Consider the following 16,120-nt stretch of genomic DNA (forward strand, 5'->3'; position numbering starts at 1 on the left):
ATGAAGATTGCGGTTTTTGCTTCTGGTACAGGTTCTAATTTTACAGCGATTTTGGAAGCCATCCAGTCTAAAAAAATTACGAACGTTCAAGTGGTTTTACTAGTCAGTGACCGCCCTCAAGCCTTAGCTGTCCAGAAAGCAAAGGATGAATCGATCCCGGTGTTTACTTTCAATGCTAAGGATTATCCGAACAAACAAGCTTATGAAGAAGAGATTCTTGAAAAGCTAACCCAAAGGCATGTGGAGTTTATCGTATTGGCTGGCTATATGCGACTGTTGGGTCATGTTTTACTCAATGCTTATGATAGAAAAATCATTAACGTACACCCATCCTTATTACCCGTTTTCGCAGGAAAAGATGCCATTGGCCAAGCCCTCGATTATCGGGTAAAGGTGACGGGTGTGACGGTCCATTATGTAGATGAAGGAATGGATACCGGTCCTATTATTGCACAGCGTGCCGTTACAATCGATTCGGGTGAGACAAGAGAAACATTAATAAAAAAGATTCAGGAACAGGAGCACAGCTTGTTACCGGAAGTGATCCAGAGTCTTGCAAATAAGGAGGAAGCAAAAAATGAAGGTGTTAGTGGTAGGGGGAGGCGGCCGTGAGCATGCTATTGTTTGGAAACTGTCTCAAAGTCCTAAAATAAAGAAATTGTATTGTGCTCCTGGCAATCCTGGAATTGCAGAATTGGCAGAATGCGTTTCGATTGAGGTTACAGAAATTGAAAAATTGGCGGATTTTGCAAAAAGAGAAAACATTGATCTTACTTTTGTTGGACCAGAAGAGCCACTTTCAAAGGGTATTGTAAATTATTTTAAAGAACAGGGATTAACGGTATATGGTCCTTCAAGGGAAGCAGCACAAATTGAGGCGAGTAAAGAATTCGCCAAAGAATTAATGGTAAAATATCAGATTCCCACTGCGAAATATGCTGCTTTTACAAACTACGGGGAAGCACTTGCCTATGTTCGCAGTGAAGGAGCACCTATTGTGATTAAAGCGGATGGACTAGCTGCAGGAAAAGGTGTGGTTGTGGCATTAAGCTTGGAAGAAGCGGAGGCTGCACTTAAAAGTATGATGCAAGATGTGACGTTTGGTACGGCGGGAGTGAGAGTGGTAATTGAGGAATTTCTCGAGGGGGAGGAGATGACGCTTCTCTCATTTGTGAATGGGTCTACTGTAAAGCCGATGGTTACATCTCAGGACCATAAGCCAGTGTATGACGGTGACAAGGGGCTAAATACCGGCGGGATGGGAACGTACGCTCCTTTGCCGCATATTGATCCCTCCGTGACTGAGCGGATTATTAAGACAATCGTCCAGCCAACCGCCGAAGCGATGGTGGCAGAAGGAGTACCTTATGAGGGTATTCTCTATACCGGTTTGATGCTGACAAAAGAAGGACCAAAAGTCATTGAATATAATGCGCGGTTTGGCGATCCGGAAACCCAGGTTGTTGTTCCTTTATTAGAAACTGATTTACTTGAAATTTTGACTGCAAGTCTCACCGGAAAGCTGGAAAATGTAGAGGTTAAATGGAAAGACAAGTCAGCAATTTGCGTAATAATGTCTTCAGCCGGTTATCCAGGCCCATACGAAAAGGGAAAAGTCATATATGGTTTAGACCAAGTCGTTAATTCAACGATTATTTTCCATGCCGGTACCGACATGAGGGATGGAGAAATTATTACAAATGGCGGTCGGGTTCTAGGAGTTACCGCGATCGCAGAAACGCTTAAAGAAGCACGTGAATTAGCTTACCAGTCAGTAGAAAAGGTATCATTTATGGGAGCACATTACCGAACAGATATTGGATCAAAAGCATTCCATTGATTAGTTTGCCGGGTTAATAAAATAGGGAGTGTTAATGATAAAAACTCGTATTGTCTTTCAAAAAGATGGAATTTAGGTTCTGCTTAAGTTCGGTCTTTTTTCAAAGGCTTTGTTAAAGATTGATGTTGATTTCCTCTTACGAAAATCTTATGAAGGACTAATCTCATTGGGAACTCTCCTGATTTGTCTTTCATCACGCTTATGAAGGACTAATCTCACTGTGGAATCTTCTGATTTGTCTTTCATCACGCTTATGAAGGACTAATCTCACTGTGGAATCTCCTGATTTGTCTTTCATCACGCTTATGAAGGACTAATCTCATTGGAAATTCTCCTGATTTGTCCTTCATCGCCTTTTATACGGCTGTACTAAAATTCAACAATGAATTTAACAAAGCTTTTTCGAAAAGGACCAAGAGAACCTTCCCCTTCGTGTTCATTCAAAATCCTGATAGAGTAATCCTACGCCCAGTAAGAACCCCAATATTTCATTTCTTTTATAATAGTATGTAAGGATTGTCCCTTTTCAGTAAGTGAATATTCAACGGTTACGGGTACTGTAGCGTAAACAGTCCGAATGAGAACACCATTCGATTCTAAATGTCTTAGCGTATCGGTTAAGGCCTTTGGACTAACATTTGAAATCGCCTTTTGTAATTCTCCAAACCGTTTTGTCCCTTCGAATAACTCTCTTAATACGAGAAATGACCATTTTCCTCCAATGACACTAAGTGCTTTTTCAATCGAACATTCAATCTTTAAGGGTTGCTTTTCTATTAATTCGCTCATAGACTACCTCTTTCTAAATTATAGAAACTATAAATTTTATAGTAAATAATATATAGGTTATTATATCAAAAATATTTCAGTGGTTGTTGTTTAAATGGTGAAAACGTATACTTTTTTTGTAAGGTTTTTATCAAGAAATAGAAAGGGAGATCAAACAAATGAAATACCGCAAGCTTGGAAAAACAGATTTAAATGTATCTGTTGTTGGAATCGGTACTTGGCAATATGGCGGCGAATGGGGAAAAGATTTCACACAAAAAGAAGTGGATGAAATCCTAGACAAAGCCAAGGAAATGGGAATTAATTTGATTGATACAGCCGAATGTTACGGTGACCACCTTTCTGAAAAATTTATCGGCAGCTACTTAAACAATCAAAACCGGGAGGATTGGATTGTCGCAACGAAATTCGGCCATCATTTTCATGAGTCCTTTACCCGTACAAATCATTGGTCCGCTGGGGATGTTGTGAAGCAGTTGGACGATTCTTTAAGAGCACTTCAAACAGACTATGTAGACATCTATCAATTTCATTCTGGCAGTGATGACGTCTTTCAAAATGAAGAATTATGGACGGTGTTGGACAAGCAGATAAAGGCAGGGAAAATCCGCCATCTAGGAATATCAATCGGTTCAAACGAAAATATATATCAAACCGACTTAGCAACGGAAGTAAATGCCAGTGTAATTCAGGTTGTCTATAACCGGTTAGACCGTAAACCGGAGGAACAAGTTTTTCCTTCCTGTGAAAGGCAAAATCTTGGAGTCCTGGCTCGGGTTCCTTTAGCAAGCGGTTATTTAAGCGGTAAATATAAGCCTGGTGCAGTATTTGATCAAAACGATGTTCGAAATAACCATTTACAAAGTGAAGTGTTAAAGCAGCTTAAACTAGTGGAAGAAATTCAACGCACTGAAGTCCCGGAAGGAGTTAACATGGCTCAATGGGCACTTGCATGGTGCCTAAAGCATTCAGCCGTTACGAGTGTAATCCCAGGATGTAAAAATATAGAACAAGTTGAATTAAATGCACGGGCTGCAGACTTAGAATTGGTATCAGATAAGCACCCACAAGCTGTGGAAGTTTAATAGGAGGTATGAAAATGCCAAAAGTGGTTGTAACTGGTGGAAGCGGTCTATTAGGTCCAGATGTGATCAAAGAATTTTTACATCATGGGTATGAAGTGGTTAATGCCGATATTAAGCATCCAAAAGAACACCTTTGTAATACAATCATTACAGACTTAACAAATCTTGGTGAAGTTTATGGCGTCTTAGCAGGAGCTGATGCGGTGGTACATCTGGCAGCTATACCCGTTGCATACTCCCATCCAAACGAAGTAACCTTCCAAAATAATGTGATGAGTACTTATAATATTTTAGAAGCAGCAGGGAATTTAGGGATTAAAAAGGCGGTGATCTCTTCGAGTGAATCGTCCTATGGTATTTGTTTTTCTAGGCAAAATTTAGCACCGAAATATGTACCAATCGATGAAGAACATCCACAGCTGCCTGAAGAAAGCTATGGTTTATCGAAAATCGTGAATGAGAAAACCGCTGATATGATCCATCAAAGAACTGGTATGCAGGTTGTATCGATGAGGTTAGGTAATGTCATCTCGCCTGAGATGTATAAAAATTTTCCTAGTTTTATACATAAGCCTGAATTAAGAAAAACGATTCTTTGGAGCTACATTGACACAAGGGATGCTGCAACCGCTTATCGGTTAGCCGTAGAAACAGACGGACTAGGTTCAGTTCCTCTTTGTATTGCTGCGGATGATTCGAGTATGGATATGGAGAGCATGCTGCTTATGGAAACATGTTTTCCAGAAGTGAAGGATTTCAGAAGTGATTTATCAGGATTTCAATCATTGTTAAGTAATGAAAAGGCGAAAAAACTATTAAATTGGACGCCTGTTCATCAATGGAGAAATTATGTAGAGCTATAATAAACCATTTTTTATAAAAAGATAAAGGAGAGAGAATATAATGACAACAGGTTTGCTAAGTACAACTACGTTAAACAATGGTGTTAAAATGCCTTGGCTTGGCTTTGGTGTTTTCAAAGTACAAGAAGGGGAGGAAGTGGTTAACTCCGTAAAGACCGCCATTGAGGCAGGATATAGAAGCATTGATACAGCTGCTATTTATCAAAACGAAGAGGGGGTAGGAAAAGCGATAGCTGAATCCAACGTACCTCGTGAAGAGTTATTTATTACAACGAAAGTCTGGAACAATGATCAAGGCTATGAATCTACCTTGGCGGCTTTTGAAACAAGCTTGAACAAATTAGGTTTAGACTACTTAGACCTATATTTAATTCACTGGCCGGTACCATCTAAAGGATTGTATGTTGAGACATGGAAAGCACTTGAGAAACTTTACAAAGATGGACGTGTCCGGGCCATTGGAGTAAGTAATTTCAATGTGAACCATCTCGAAGACCTTCTTGCAAACTGTGAAATTAAACCGATGGTCAATCAAGTGGAATATCATCCTGTCTTTAATCAACAGGAATTACATGATTTTTGTAAAAAGAATGAAATTCAGCTTGAAGCATGGTCCCCGCTTATGCAAGGCAGTCTGCTAAACGATCCGATCTTAGTTGAAATTGCTAACAAATATAATAAGTCTACAGCCCAGGTGATCCTTCGCTGGGATATTCAAACAGGTGTGGTGACGATTCCAAAATCAATCAAGCCACATCGTATTGCTGAAAATGCGGATATCTTTGATTTTGAACTTACACAAGAAGATATTCAGCAAATCAGCACTTTAAACCAGAATAAGCGTCAATATTCTGACCCTGAAGTGGTTGGTAGAGATTAATAGGAAGGACTCTATTCCTATTAAACTTGAAATAGGTGATATCTGAACGAAAAGGCTTGGAGAGAATCTTCAAGCCTTTTCGTTATGGAGTAAAAGAGTTCTAAAAGGTTGTTATTGAACTTAAGATTCATCCCAATATAAAAAAACATACTCTGGTTCATGCTCTTTTTTCAATTCATCAACACTTGCGATTATATCTGATGTTTTCTGTTTATCCGTCCGGATACTATTACGATCGCGCTGTTTTACATCTTTTTCATCCATGATATACACTCTCCTTTTTAGCATAGTTTGTGTCATGCCCCTGTTCTTATTCCTGTTTAGGTCAAATGGAGAAATTTAAACTCAGAACAAGAAGAAATCAGATGCTATACTTTTTTAACAATTTGGTGTATTATATGAATGTAAGCGCATACATTTATAGCGGGGGGTGTTACCATGAATATTTATGGTAATGATTATATCAAATTTCTAAACGATGACAGGAAAAAACCGTTAACGTATGACCAATGGAAACATAGTAACAGTCAACAAGAATCAGATAAACGTATTACATCTGAAATGGAAACAAACAGATATACAAATGGGCATTTTTCTCCAGGCGTTTTTAATAAAGTAAATTAATGATAGGGAGAACCGGTTTAAATTAGTAAATTGATGTAGGTAACAAAGTAACATGATAAGAATTAGAAGGTAAGCGGTCATGATATTTAAATGATTAAAATAGTAAGGACACTGTGATGGTTGATAGCAGTGTCTTTTTATAGTTGAAACTATTTTGGCGGATTCTACAAGTTCTATTATAACTGAATGGTTGATTTCACTGTGAATGAAAAATAACCGGAGAAATTCCGCCTATTTGGGAAAATACCCATATTTCCTTAATAATAAGTGGATTTTTTTCGGTTATTTGCTTAAAATCTTAGGGTTTTATCATATTTAGAGCAGTTAAGAGGAAAATCTCCGCCTATCATTGATCAGACCTACATTAGGAGTCTGACACCTTAAAGGAAAGCCTCTTTTAACAAATATTTTCTTTAGTAGCAATATCCTTCACGACATCTTCTAAAGTAACATTTCTTAAAACCTTTTCCATTGCCGATTGTGCTGCTGTGAATAAAGGTTCAATGGTATTCTGGATGTTCCTGCCTACGAGACAATCAGGATGTGGACTTTCATGTATATTAAACAATTCTTTCTCCTGTACAACATTCACTGCCTTATAAACATCGAATAGTGTAATCTCAGATAATTCCTTTGCGAGTTTAGCCCCTGCAATACCTGGATGTACCTCTATCAAACCAGCTTTTTTTAACATTCCCATTAGTTTTCTTATCACAGCTGGGTTCGTGTTAACACTCGAAGCTAAAAATTCGGAAGATGTTATTCCTTCTTTATTAAATTCAATAAGAGTCAATATATGAATTCCGACAGCAAATCGGCTGCTAATGGACATGTTCTTCACCACCGCTATTAAATTTTCCGGTATTTATTTTTATTTCTACACCATGTAATTAATTTGATTACAAGTTTATTATACCAAATTACGAAAAAAATAATAAATAGATTTTGTATGCATGTTGACAAATCGATTACATGTAATTAAAATTATTACATGTAATCATTAAAGTTACAGGTAAATCTGAATTTGGAGGAATACAAAATGAAAATATTAGTTACAGGAGCAACAGGGAAATTAGGTTCAAAGGTTGTAGAATCATTATTGAAATCTATACCTGCAAGCGAGTTGGCAGTAAGTGTTAGAAACCCAGAGAAAGCAGAAGGACTTCGTAGTCGTGGGGTGGAAGTTCGTCATGGAGATTTTGATCATCCAGAAACATTAGAAAATGCTTTTAATGGGATTGACCGCTTATTAATTATTTCTGCGGATGGTGACAATGAAACGAGAATTCGTCAACATACTAATGCTGTGCAAGCAGCTGAGCATGCAGGGGTAAAATTTATTGCTTACACAAGTTTAGCAAATGCAACAGAAAGCAAAAATATAATGGCTCCTCCTCATGTTGCGACAGAAGCAGCCATCATTAAGACGGGTATCCCATATTCTTTCTTGCGTAACAATTGGTATTTGGAAAATGAAATTGGAAGCATACAAGGTGTTATGGCAGGAGCTCCGTGGGTAACATCTGCTGGAGACGGTAAAGTAGGCTGGGCACTGCAACAAGATTACGCAGAGGCAGCGGCTGCAGTTCTTGTTGGAAGTGGTCACGAAAATACAGTATATGAACTATCTGGTCCACTTTTAACTCAAGAAGAATTGGCATCTGCTCTTGGTAATGTATTGGGTAAAAAAGTACCTGTACAACAAGTTAACGACGAAAAATATGCAGAGATCATGAAAGGCTTAGGTTTACCTGATTTTGTGATTCCAATCGTAGTAGGAATTCAAGAAAGCATTCGGAACGGTTCACTAGAAGTTAATAGCAATGATTTTGAGAAAGTTCTTGGTCGTCCAATTGCTACAATTAACGAATCACTGACCCAACTTGTTAATGCAATTTCACAAACAAAATAATAATTGATTTTAAGATTACTATTTATCCTTGGGTCACTGTGTTTGAAAAATAACCGGAGAAATTCCGTCTATTTTGGGAAATACCCCTATTTCCTTAATAATAAGCGGAGCTTTTCCGGTTATTTGCTTAAAATCTTATGATTTTATCATATATAGTGAAGTTAAGCGGAATTTCTCCGCTTATTTCTCCTACGTAGGCTTCCTCTATATACATTAGGCAGAAAATCTCCGCCTATTAATTTCTCAAAAAAAGCAGGGGAATAGAATATTTACAGAATACTTCATTACTGGCACCGTAAATGCTCTACAGCGGTGTCATTTAAGTTCTCAAAATTTTGTTCCACTCCTCACTTTCCCAATGTTCATTCATTCGCTATCATGAAAGAAAAGGTAAGGGAAGGGGTATCCATCATGCCACTTGAAATCGTCCGAAATGATATAACCAAAATGAAAGTAGATGCGATCGTTAACGCAGCCAATCCGCAGTTGAAAATGGGTGGAGGAGTGTGTGGCGCTATATTTAAAGCAGCAGGCAGGGATGAGCTTCAACAGGCATGTGATAAAATAGGGCATTGCCCGGTTGGCCAAGCGGTACTCACTAAAGGATTTAATCTTCCTGCCAGCTATATCATCCATACGCCAGGTCCGATTTGGGAGGGCGGGTCTCGACGGGAAGCCGAGTTGTTAAAAGATTCCTATAAAAATTCATTGGAACTTGCGAAGCAGCACGAATGTGAATCGATTGCCTTTCCACTCATTTCTACCGGAATTTATGGCTATCCAAAAGAAGAAGCATTGCAAATTGCGGTTTCCACGATCAGCCAATTTTTAATGAAAGCTGACATGCATGTGTATCTTGTCGTATTTGATAAAAAATCGTTCGGTTTAAGTCAAAAGCTCTTTACTTCCATTAATGAATACATAGATGACCATTATATCGAGGAAGCAGAAATAACCTTCAACCGAAGGATTGAAGAAAATGAAGTATTTAAATATCATTTGGAAGCCGAGCCCATACTAAATCAGTCATTAATGGAAGTAATCAATGATTTAGAAGAATCGTTTTCCGAGCGACTTCTCAGATTTATTGATGAAAAGGGAATGACCGATGTTGAGACATATAAGCGTGCCAATATTGACCGCCGGTTGTTTTCTAAGATTCGGAATGAAGAAGGCTATACTCCCAAAAAGAAAACCGTGATTGCATTTGCGATTTCCTTAAAGCTAAACGTGGATGAAACGAATAACTTGCTTTCTGCAGCTGGCTACACCCTATCCCGGAGCAACAAATTTGATGTCATCATTGAATATTTTATAAATGAAGGTAGCTTTAATATTCACGAAATTAATGAAGCATTGTTTACGTTTGACCAACCATTGTTAGGTGCTTAAAAATGTCGCTTTCCAAGTGACCAAATGAAAACTCGCTCTTGGTATCCTAAGTTTATAAATAAAATAAACGGAGGATTATGAGATGAAAAAAGATTTAACGGAGCTAGTTTTTATATTGGATAAGAGTGGTTCAATGGCAGGTCTTGAAGGAGATACAATTGGCGGTTACAATTCGATTTTGAAGAAACAGCAAGCTGGAGATGGCGAGGCGATCGTCACCACCGTATTATTTAACCACGAATATAAATTATTACATGACCGAATCAATATAAAAGGGATTACTCCGATATCCGATAAGGATTATGAAGTAGGAGGGACTACCGCATTATTGGATGCGATTGGCTTTGCTATCCAAAAAATAGGAAACGTCCAAAAGAAAACAATAGAAGAACAGCGAGCAGAGAAGGTCCTGTTTGTCATTACAACCGACGGAATGGAAAATGCAAGCCGCGAATTTACTGCCAGTAAAGTTAAACAAATGATTCTACATCAAAAAGAGCAGTATGGTTGGGAATTCATGTTTCTAGGTGCGAATATAGATGCGATTTCTACAGCAGCCAAATTTGGTATTGATGAAGATTTTGCCGTAGAATATCATGCTGACAAGGAAGGAACTCAATTAAACTACCAAGTCTTAAATGAGGCAGTCATGAACTTTCGAAAAGAAAAGAAACTCGATCGCACCTGGAAACAGGGAATTGAACAGGATTACAACCGTAGAAAAAGAAATCAGTAGAAAAAAATATGAAAGAAAAATAACTGCACCATCCACTGTCTAATATATACGTGAATAAAGTGTTTTGGGCTTCCACTGGAAGTCCATATTTTTTAAAAGAAGTTTCGACGGTGTTATAATAATTACGAAAACGAGAGGAACCATGAATACGAAGGCTTTGGGGTGTTTCTGGCATTAATTTGGTATTAGGAGCTAAATAAGTAAAGTTTAATGGAGTTAATTTGCACCCTATTTTGCGGTGCATTTCGTTTAGGGAAAATAAAATAGCCCAGCTCCGTTCGGAACTAAGCTATTCCAGAATGAATGAAAGTGTTGGTTAAACGAAAGCCCCGGTTTAGTTATTCATTTCCGCTAAACACTAAAATATTTAAACCCTCAGATTCCTCTGGTGCTTCAAAAAATTTAGTAACATGAATAAACACCGCTTCCGTGTCAAAAGCTGCTCTTTCAGGTTGTTCGTTACGCCTTTGTGCAATTTGACGTAAGCATTGCTCGTTATTTAGATTAAGGAAAATTAGTTGATGGCCTGCGTTGATCTCTGACGCCATATTTAAAAACCACTTTCGCAGTTTTTGAGTGTTCGCTGGAAAATCCATCACTACATCTGTACCGACACTTAATATGTTTTGGACATGCTTTTTCACCAACGGCTTGAGCTGCGCTGAGAATTTTAGATAGTCCTCAAAGGATGCAATCTGATTGGGATAAAGGGATGAAAGCCATTCATCCTCTGACAAAAGTACCGCATGTTTTTCTATCGCCAATTTTTTTGATTTAGTTGATTTTCCAGCTCCCATTTTTCCACAGAAAAAGTATAGCGTTCCCAATTGTTTCATATTTTTTAATCCTCCGCGTTTATTTTAGTTTAAACTTTATACATCGTTAGTTCCCATAGACATTGCCTCAAATTAATAGTAAGACGTTAATGTTTATATACAGTAATGTTTATATACAGTTTACTTATTCTACCAATTTCACTTATAATCCTTCTTTAAAAACTTCCCCGTTAACCGTAATCTCTTATTGTAAAGCAAAAAGCGCAGAAAACTGTGAATAGGAACTGCTATAAATAAGCAGGGGTATTTGGTTTGATTAATTGATGATGCAACACCGATTCTACTAACAAAACCGTTACAAATGTCGACTTGTAATCGACTGTTTCGGTTTCTTTGTGTTCATTTTGGTAACCGGCTGACAGATTGACGGAAGGGATTCCGAACTCCGCAAACACCATGGCATCACTAATCCCGCCTGGAGTGACTTTCCAATCGTCCATTCCAGCCAATTTACCTGCTTTCTCAAATAATCTGCCATATTCTTCTGGACAAAATGGTACGTAGTAACTCCACGACGTAACAATATCTCGATTTCCACGGCGATCAATCACAATGGCAGCATCAACATCTTCAAGAAAATCCTGGTCGATTGCTCGAGATCCTTGGCAACCAATTTCTTCTTCAACGGTAAAAGCTACTTTTAGGGTTCCTCTAAAATTGGTCTTTTTCACTCTAGAAAGGATTTCAAGAATAGCTGCAACTCCAGCTCGGTCATCGGCTCCAAGAATCCCTTCTGAGCTTCTAAGAATAGAGTTATCTTCTATAATTTCTCTTCCTTCCACGATTTCTTTAACGGTATCTAGATGAGCGGAGAGAAGAACAGTAGGACCGTCTCCAAGTTGTACAAACCCGAGAAGATTGCCTTTCCGGTCAATAAACGTGTGATCAAGAAGCGGGGATAATTTGTTTCGCATCCTTGAACGAAATCTACTTTCATCAGTACTTACACCTGGAATAGTCAAGCACTCTATGAGCAAACTTTTAAAATGATTTGCCTGAAGCTCATGTAGAAAACTTGGTTTTTTCCAGACTTGGTAGAGGTTTTCAGCAAAATCAAGTAACTGAGGCTGACTGTTCTTTGGATAGGAAACTCTGATAATTTTGCCTTCCATTCTTAAACGAAGACTTGGAGGTACAGCTGCTTTCAATAATTCCAGCTGTTTGCCATTCGGAAACTTCTTTAGGTAAATCCTTGCTTCTCCTCTGCCATGGCCGTCGCAGCTGCCATACGTATAAATACCCATTTCGTTCATCCAGCGGATAACGCCGCGGATATAAGGATCGAAATCGGTAATAGGCAAATCTCCGAGGACAGGGTCAATCAGCATCCCGCGTCCAGGGGAATCAATGGTTTGGGCAGTTTCTTGCAGGCAGGCAATAAAATCCTCATCCGTTAGCTGGACACCGACTGCATTAAACCATTTTCCTGTACCTATTAGTAGTTTACCAGCATTACATAAATCTCCTTGAATGAACTTCTTCATATCCTCTTTTTCCAATCCGTGTCTTGCCAATAAAATTTCTTTGTTTTTCATACCAATCAGCTCCTTTTATGTTATAAACGAAGTATATCAAGGCAGTTGTGACTGGCTGTCACAGCAAGAAAAAGCAGGAATTTGACAAGTAAAAAGGGAACTTTTCATGAAGAGGTGATAGGAAGATGAGCTATATTGCTGATGATTTCCATCCAAAAAAAGAAGAATCTAGATTAAAAGAATTACTGGACGGGGCTCGGAAAAATAGGGATAAAAGTTTTGAGAAGGAAATAACGAAGAAGTTGGTGAAATTATACGTTTCCCAAGGTGAGTACTTTAAAATGGCTGATAAGCCTGACCCGAATTTAGCCAGAAGATATTTAAGCAAGGCGCTGCAATATCAGCAAGATCATCCTGTTGCTAATTATCGTATGGGCTATCTATATAATCGAAACAAGGAATATACGAGAGCCGTTTCCTTTTTTGAACGGGCATTGGATGGCTCCATAGATGAAGAATTAACGGATACTCAAAGAGTGCTCGCGAACATGTTTCTTGTAAATTGCGGCATTAAGATAGCAAAAGAAGCGATACAGGAGATTAATTTTATCGAGGATAATGTTTATACAGAACTGGAGATTGACAGAATCGAGCGCTATAAAAATGAGATTCTTGTCCTAGAGGAAGGGATCTTTGATCGAATGTTTTACCGAAAAATTGAAAATGGAAGAGAAGAAAAGATTGGAGAATACGAATTTATTAACTTTAAACCTGATAAAAAACAAGTGCTGTTAAAAAGTTCTGATCAAGGAATGGAAATAATTTTTCAAGAATTTAAACCCATCTCGTTAAATCCTAAAGCTTTTTATACCTTATATGGAATCGTAACGGCAAAAGGTTTTAGGACTTATAGTGAGTTACAAGAAATGGCTTCGAATGGAAGTGGGCAAGAGGTAAGCGATGATTATTTCCGTCAAATTATCCGCCGCCTCTCAAGAGACGTTCCTTACTGGGAGCATATTATTGAAACGACAACCATCCTACATCCAGATACACGAAGGCATATAGCAGCGATTAAGTTGGCAGAAGCGTTTTCGACTTGTATTCTATGTCGAGTGGAGGATTATTTACCTTATTAGAAATGGTTCCTCTAAAACCATTTAGGGTTCTCACTGTTAGTGGGAGCTCTTTTTTGTATGCATTCAGGAAGATGAAAGAATTCTAAATACAAAGATAAACGATACGTACACAAATTTTCAACGATACGTGGACAAAAAGAAAAAGAAAATAAAAAAGAAAAACAAAACAACAACAAGTTCTTTCCCCCTATATAGAGTAAAACCCAAAAATAGAACTCCACAGAAATCATGTCATAAATTATTCACATTTTTATAGTAACCACCATGTCCTTTTTGTCCTTACTTCCATATATAAACGGTGAAAGCAATTTTATTAGTAGAAAGGTTTGTGATGGAAGAATGGCAAAATATCGAATGGTTCGTACTGATTTTTGGAGCAATCCGACAGCTCAAGAAGAGATGACCCCCGAGGATAAGTATTTTTACCTCTATCTGCTTACCAATACATATACCACTCAAATTGGAATCTATAAGATTACCAAAAAACAAATGGCGTTTGATTTAGGTTATTCCTTAGAAAGTGTTCACTCCATCATGGAACGCTTTATCGAACATCATGAATTAATTCGCTACAATCCTCAAACAAGAGAAATTGCCATTAGAAACTGGGGAAAGTACAACCTGCATAAAGCAGGAAAACCAGTAATCGATTGTATTCTAGCCGAAATAAAAGAAGTGGAGGACACCACATTGCTTCCCTATATTTCCATCGGCATTCAAAAACAGGAAATTCGTGTTTTGTATGAATCATTTTGTGATCAGGAAAAAGAGATGGGAGATCAAGATGAATCTACGATGGAACTGGTAATAGAAGAACTTGATGATCATACAACCGTTTCGAATTCTGTACAGGAAAAACAACCGCTATCGTTTACCACGGAGCTGGAGAATAACATAAAAAACTTGCCGAATAACCAAAAAACAAAGGACGTACAAGAAATTATTGAGTTTTGGGACGGCAATGGATTTGGCTTTAGCAATGTCAATGGTAAAGAGCAGCTTCTATCCTGGCTGGATGATTCTGACTTTTTACAGCCGAAAGAGATGATTATAAAAGCCATGAACATTGCGTGTGCCAATAACAAGCGAAGGCTAAGCTATGTGGTTGGGATCCTCAAAAACTGGGAAAATGAATCGCTGCTTACCGTAGAAGATATCGATTCGTACCAGGAGAACCATCTAGCAAACAATCGGCATGCAGCGCAAACCCCTTCAATGGGAAGATACATTCCACGTGATTTTGTTCTCGATCTAACGGATGGTGATGAGTAATGAGTATGGTGGAAAAGTCGTTCTTAGGAACGCTAATGAAGGCAGAGTACTTACTAAAGGATACCGTAATTCGGCCTGAACAGCTTGAAAGTACAAGACATAAAGCAATCATGCAAAGAATGCTGGAGTTAACCCAGAAAGGAAAGAATATCGATTTAATCACCTCACAACGCAGCCTGACCTCGAATCATTTGGCGGAATTTCATACCTTTCGGAGCTGTTATCGTATGGAAATCTAGAAAAATTCGATTCCGTGGAAAAGCTGATTCTCGATTTGTGGAAGGAACGGGAAAAAAGAAATATCTTATCATTGGCTGCGATGTATGATTGGGAGATTACGAAAGTCATGACAGAATTGGATAAGATTAACCACATAAAAATGGAGGATCACACATCCCTGCAACAGGCGTTGGCAGATATCTATGAAGCGCCCTGGGAAGATCCATTATCGTTACGTTGTACTCCAACGGGAATTAAAAAGCTTGACGAAGTAACGGGAGGCTTTCGAGGCGGGGAAGTCACGATTATAGCCGCTAGACCATCGATGGGAAAAACGGATGTGATGCTTCATTTTGCAAAAATAGCAGGTTGGGCAGGTTTTTTACCGCTCGTCTTTTCCTTAGAAATGCCCGAAAAGCTGATTACCTCGAGATTAATGGCGTCAACGGGAAACTTTAACCGGGTAAAAATGCGAGATCCGAAAAGAATGCTCAATGAAAATCAAAAGAATGTATGGTCGGATGTGATCGGGAGCCTCGGTGAAACCCATATGCAAATTTTTGATGGAGCGGGACAAACCATTGCCGAAATGAGAGCGAAAACGAGAAAGATGATGAATCAATTTCCAAAAAGAAAACCGATTCTTTTTATTGATTACTTAACCCTTATTCAATCGAGTCAATCCTTCGGGGGAAATTCTCATTCACAAGTAACAGAGATCTCCAAATCTCTTAAAACAATGGCGAAGGAATTTGATTGCCCTGTCATTTGTTTGGCACAGCTCAATCGATCAGTCGAATCAAGAGCCTGTAAACGGCCAATGATGTCTGATATTCGAGAATCTGGAAGTGTGGAACAGGACGCCGATGTCATTTTGTTCTTATACCGGGATAAGTATTATAACAAGCAAACGGACGATAATTCCCTTGAAATTATTGTCTCGAAAAATCGAAACGGTCCAGTTGGAACTGTGATTGTAAATTACACGACTAAAACGGGAAGAATTGAGGACCTATAGGAGGGTAAGTTTCCCTTTAACTAACCAACAGATACGTAAG

Annotated in this window: 18 protein-coding genes; 13 read left to right on the forward strand and 5 right to left on the reverse strand. The window is 38.4% G+C overall.

Annotated features, from left to right (window positions below):
- Positions 1 to 612 (forward strand): phosphoribosylglycinamide formyltransferase, encoded by a 612-nt coding sequence (purN, locus tag QNH29_RS14135; RefSeq protein ID WP_283865384.1) that lies wholly within the window; start codon positions 1 to 3, stop codon positions 610 to 612.
- The gene (purD, locus tag QNH29_RS14140; protein WP_283865385.1) at positions 578 to 1,840 is read left to right on the forward strand and encodes a phosphoribosylamine--glycine ligase; all 1,263 of its coding nucleotides are present in this window, start codon (positions 578 to 580) and stop codon (positions 1,838 to 1,840) included. Before purN ends, purD begins: the two co-directional genes overlap by 35 nt.
- A 462-nt stretch (positions 1,841 to 2,302) precedes the next feature.
- Here the strand turns inward: purD and QNH29_RS14145 are convergent, their stop codons facing one another.
- Entirely contained in the window at positions 2,303 to 2,629 is a 327-nt protein-coding gene (locus QNH29_RS14145) for a winged helix-turn-helix transcriptional regulator (RefSeq protein ID WP_283865386.1), read from the reverse strand.
- 158 nt (positions 2,630 to 2,787) lie between these two features.
- Here QNH29_RS14145 and QNH29_RS14150 point away from each other — a divergent pair, with 158 nt between their 5' ends.
- Genes QNH29_RS14150 through QNH29_RS14160 form a run of 3 tightly spaced genes read left to right on the forward strand, consistent with a single transcriptional unit; the run spans position 2,788 to position 5,457 of the window.
- The gene (locus QNH29_RS14150) at positions 2,788 to 3,714 is read left to right on the forward strand and encodes an aldo/keto reductase (RefSeq protein WP_283865387.1); all 927 of its coding nucleotides are present in this window, start codon (positions 2,788 to 2,790) and stop codon (positions 3,712 to 3,714) included.
- 14 nt (positions 3,715 to 3,728) lie between these two features.
- Positions 3,729 to 4,577 carry an NAD-dependent epimerase/dehydratase family protein gene (locus tag QNH29_RS14155; RefSeq protein WP_283865388.1) on the forward strand — a complete coding sequence of 283 codons (849 nt, stop codon included), beginning with the start codon at positions 3,729 to 3,731 and terminating at the stop codon, positions 4,575 to 4,577.
- 37 nt (positions 4,578 to 4,614) lie between these two features.
- A complete protein-coding gene (locus tag QNH29_RS14160) occupies positions 4,615 to 5,457 on the forward strand; it encodes an aldo/keto reductase (RefSeq protein ID WP_481858833.1) in 843 nt (280 codons plus the stop codon).
- Positions 5,458 to 5,577: 120 nt separating this feature from the next.
- Here QNH29_RS14160 and QNH29_RS14165 read toward each other — a convergent pair whose 3' ends face one another.
- The gene (locus tag QNH29_RS14165) at positions 5,578 to 5,721 is read right to left on the reverse strand and encodes a hypothetical protein (protein WP_283865390.1); all 144 of its coding nucleotides are present in this window, start codon (positions 5,719 to 5,721) and stop codon (positions 5,578 to 5,580) included.
- A gap of 174 nt (positions 5,722 to 5,895) precedes the next feature.
- Between QNH29_RS14165 and QNH29_RS14170 the strand changes: the two genes are divergently transcribed.
- A complete protein-coding gene (locus tag QNH29_RS14170) occupies positions 5,896 to 6,081 on the forward strand; it encodes a hypothetical protein (protein ID WP_283865391.1) in 186 nt (61 codons plus the stop codon).
- 397 nt (positions 6,082 to 6,478) lie between these two features.
- Here the strand turns inward: QNH29_RS14170 and QNH29_RS14175 are convergent, their stop codons facing one another.
- Entirely contained in the window at positions 6,479 to 6,913 is a 435-nt protein-coding gene (locus QNH29_RS14175) for an Rrf2 family transcriptional regulator (RefSeq protein WP_283865392.1), read from the reverse strand.
- Positions 6,914 to 7,120: 207 nt separating this feature from the next.
- On the opposite strand from QNH29_RS14175, the gene QNH29_RS14180 reads away from it, so the two are divergent.
- The 3 genes from QNH29_RS14180 to QNH29_RS14190 all read left to right on the forward strand — a co-directional run bounded on the left by QNH29_RS14180 (position 7,121) and on the right by QNH29_RS14190 (position 10,121).
- Positions 7,121 to 7,993: an SDR family oxidoreductase gene (locus QNH29_RS14180; RefSeq protein WP_283865393.1), complete on the forward strand. Its 873-nt coding sequence runs from the start codon at positions 7,121 to 7,123 to the stop codon at positions 7,991 to 7,993.
- Positions 7,994 to 8,404: 411 nt separating this feature from the next.
- Positions 8,405 to 9,385 (forward strand): macro domain-containing protein, encoded by a 981-nt coding sequence (locus QNH29_RS14185; RefSeq protein ID WP_283865394.1) that lies wholly within the window; start codon positions 8,405 to 8,407, stop codon positions 9,383 to 9,385.
- Between the two features lie 82 nt (positions 9,386 to 9,467).
- Positions 9,468 to 10,121, forward strand: coding sequence for a vWA domain-containing protein (locus QNH29_RS14190; protein WP_283865395.1), 654 nt, complete (start codon positions 9,468 to 9,470; stop codon positions 10,119 to 10,121).
- Positions 10,122 to 10,459: 338 nt separating this feature from the next.
- Here QNH29_RS14190 and QNH29_RS14195 read toward each other — a convergent pair whose 3' ends face one another.
- Positions 10,460 to 10,957 carry a P-loop nucleotide/nucleoside kinase family protein gene (locus tag QNH29_RS14195; RefSeq protein WP_283865396.1) on the reverse strand — a complete coding sequence of 166 codons (498 nt, stop codon included), beginning with the start codon at positions 10,955 to 10,957 and terminating at the stop codon, positions 10,460 to 10,462.
- A gap of 227 nt (positions 10,958 to 11,184) precedes the next feature.
- Positions 11,185 to 12,492 (reverse strand): M20/M25/M40 family metallo-hydrolase, encoded by a 1,308-nt coding sequence (locus QNH29_RS14200; RefSeq protein ID WP_283865397.1) that lies wholly within the window; start codon positions 12,490 to 12,492, stop codon positions 11,185 to 11,187.
- 125 nt (positions 12,493 to 12,617) lie between these two features.
- Between QNH29_RS14200 and QNH29_RS14205 the strand changes: the two genes are divergently transcribed.
- The 4 genes from QNH29_RS14205 (at position 12,618) to QNH29_RS14220 (ending at position 16,080) form a co-directional block, all read left to right on the forward strand.
- Positions 12,618 to 13,571 (forward strand): hypothetical protein, encoded by a 954-nt coding sequence (locus QNH29_RS14205; RefSeq protein WP_283865398.1) that lies wholly within the window; start codon positions 12,618 to 12,620, stop codon positions 13,569 to 13,571.
- Between the two features lie 339 nt (positions 13,572 to 13,910).
- Positions 13,911 to 14,843 carry a DnaD domain-containing protein gene (locus QNH29_RS14210; RefSeq protein WP_283865399.1) on the forward strand — a complete coding sequence of 311 codons (933 nt, stop codon included), beginning with the start codon at positions 13,911 to 13,913 and terminating at the stop codon, positions 14,841 to 14,843.
- On the forward strand, positions 14,843 to 15,082 hold the full coding sequence (locus QNH29_RS14215) for a DnaB-like helicase N-terminal domain-containing protein (protein WP_283865400.1): 240 nt from the start codon (positions 14,843 to 14,845) through the stop codon (positions 15,080 to 15,082). The genes QNH29_RS14210 and QNH29_RS14215 overlap by 1 nt, the downstream gene beginning before the upstream one ends.
- 14 nt (positions 15,083 to 15,096) lie before the next feature.
- On the forward strand, positions 15,097 to 16,080 hold the full coding sequence (locus QNH29_RS14220; protein WP_283865401.1) for a DnaB helicase C-terminal domain-containing protein: 984 nt from the start codon (positions 15,097 to 15,099) through the stop codon (positions 16,078 to 16,080).
- Positions 16,081 to 16,120: the final 40 nt, after the last annotated feature.

This window comes from Neobacillus sp. DY30, from assembly GCF_030123065.1.
Classification (GTDB): Bacteria; Bacillota; Bacilli; order Bacillales; family Cytobacillaceae; genus Neobacillus.